This is a genomic window from Okeania sp. SIO2F4 (assembly GCF_010672385.1).
Lineage (GTDB): Bacteria > Cyanobacteriota > Cyanobacteriia > Cyanobacteriales > Microcoleaceae > Trichodesmium.
The window spans coordinates 1-1,946 of the sequence record NZ_JAAHGT010001283.1 but is presented as its reverse complement, the minus strand read 5'-3'; the positions used below and the strand labels follow the sequence as shown (position 1 = coordinate 1,946).

The 1,946-nt window shown below is 32.7% G+C and carries 1 protein-coding gene; it reads left to right on the top strand.

Translation table 11 applies throughout. The annotated features are described in order from the left end of the window. Nucleotides 1-693: 693 nt before the first annotated feature. The gene (locus F6K22_RS39705; protein ID WP_293110545.1) at nt 694-1,581 is read left to right on the top strand and encodes an Rpn family recombination-promoting nuclease/putative transposase; all 888 of its coding nucleotides are present in this window, start codon (nt 694-696) and stop codon (nt 1,579-1,581) included. Nucleotides 1,582-1,946: the final 365 nt, after the last annotated feature.

Below are 1,946 nucleotides of genomic sequence, written 5' to 3'. Positions count from 1 at the left end.
TGGTTAGCTTTGGATGCTTGGAAAACTTTTCAACTGGAAGGAGAAGATTATGAAAATGCTTTTCAAAGATGGCGTTTAAAGAAAAAGGTAGGGCAATCTATTGGTTCTTTGGCAGATAAATTTTTCAAGAGTCTACAGTCTTGAATAATAATCAGCAGAATTCCTCAGTATAGGGAAGAAGAAGGTTTTTTATGATTAGTAAAAAGCATTTGAGATTCCTTCTTCTCCCTTTCTAATCAAATAAGCAAACTAACTTCAATAATTAATAATTAATAATTAATAATTACCTCTTCTGAAAACGGAAAGCTCCGAAACGACCGCTTTTTCTCCCATATTAGGAGAGGCTTTAAACCTTAGTTTTTCGGTAACTGATTAACAAAGTAGTCATCAGGACTTACGGATAATCACCATATATAGTAGTAGTTAACGGCAGTTAGCCCCTACAGATAGTGTATAATTTTATTTTTTGCCTAAGTCCTAGTCATCCTAATATTGACGTTAATTTTTCTACAAAAAGCTCTATTGGAGCTGATACAGCAGATTCCGGACTAATGTGGTAGAAATGATGGGGTAAATATTTTTGGCTTGTTTCCTATCCTACTCATTATATTCCCTACTCCCTGCTCCCTGCTCCCTACTCCCTAAAACCTTCAATACATGTACCTCATAACGCGGGGAAACCGCTGTATTACTATGAGATTTATCAACCCCAAAATTGATTATGCCTTTAAAAGAATATTCGGCTCTGACCAAAGTCAAGAGATACTAATCAGCTTTTTAAATGCAATTATTTACAATGGTGAAAGTATCATCAAATCTATCACAATCATCAACCCATATACTCCTGGTAAGATTATCACTTTAAAAGAAACTTATTTAGATATAAAAGCAGTTTTAGAAGACCGTTCGGTTGTAATTATTGAAATGCAAATCGCTACTACAATTGCTTTTGATAAACGAGTAGCTTATAATCTCTCAAAAACTTATGCTAATCAATTAGAAAGAGGAGAACGTTATCATTTACTAAATCCAGTTATTGCTGTGACAATAACAGATTTTGTTATGTTTAAAGATACTGAAAAAGTTGTTACTAAGTTTGTCTTTAAAGAGGAAGACGAATCATTTGAATATAAGTCAAATTTACTAAGACTAATATTTGTAGAATTGCCAAAATTTCAGAAAACTTTAGCAGAATTACAGACATTAATAGATAAGTGGATTTATTTTCTTAAGGAAACTTCCCACTTAGAAACAATTCCAGAAGTATTGGGAGAAGTACCAGAAATAGAACGTGCTTTAAATATTGCTAATCAAGCCAATTTTTCCTTAGAAGAATTAGATGAAGTAGACCGACGGGGGATGGCTTTGCAAGATGAAAGAGGCAGAATAAATGCTGCTAAATTAGAGGTATTAATGCGTATACTAAATAAACAATTTGGTGAAATTTCTCAAGAGATAACTCGCCAGTTTGATTATTTATCTGATACAGATTTTGATGATTTAGCTGAGGCTGTTTTGGATTTTAATAATCTGGATGATTTATTAAGTTGGTTGAAGGAGAGAATATCTTTTGATGATTAATTAAACTAAATTGATACAGCATTTTCCTACTTGATGAAGTACACATACTAGGGAATAGGGAATAGGGAATAGGGAAGATGGGTCGGAGGATAGAGAATAAGCAAAAAAATATTTACCCCGTCAATTAACCACATTAATCTGGAATATTTTGTATTATACCAATTCCAAAAAATAACGCTATACTTCCTCAAAACTTCAGTTATTAAGTAGGGCTTGCTGATTAATTCTAAAAGTATTGAAATATAAAGGTTTTGGCATTTTATAGTTGAAAAAAGTACCAGCTTTTCGCACTTATAAAGCTCATGCATGCTAGTATCTTAGGATGATTATGGCAGAAAAATTGAGAGACAATTCTTACTCCTAGC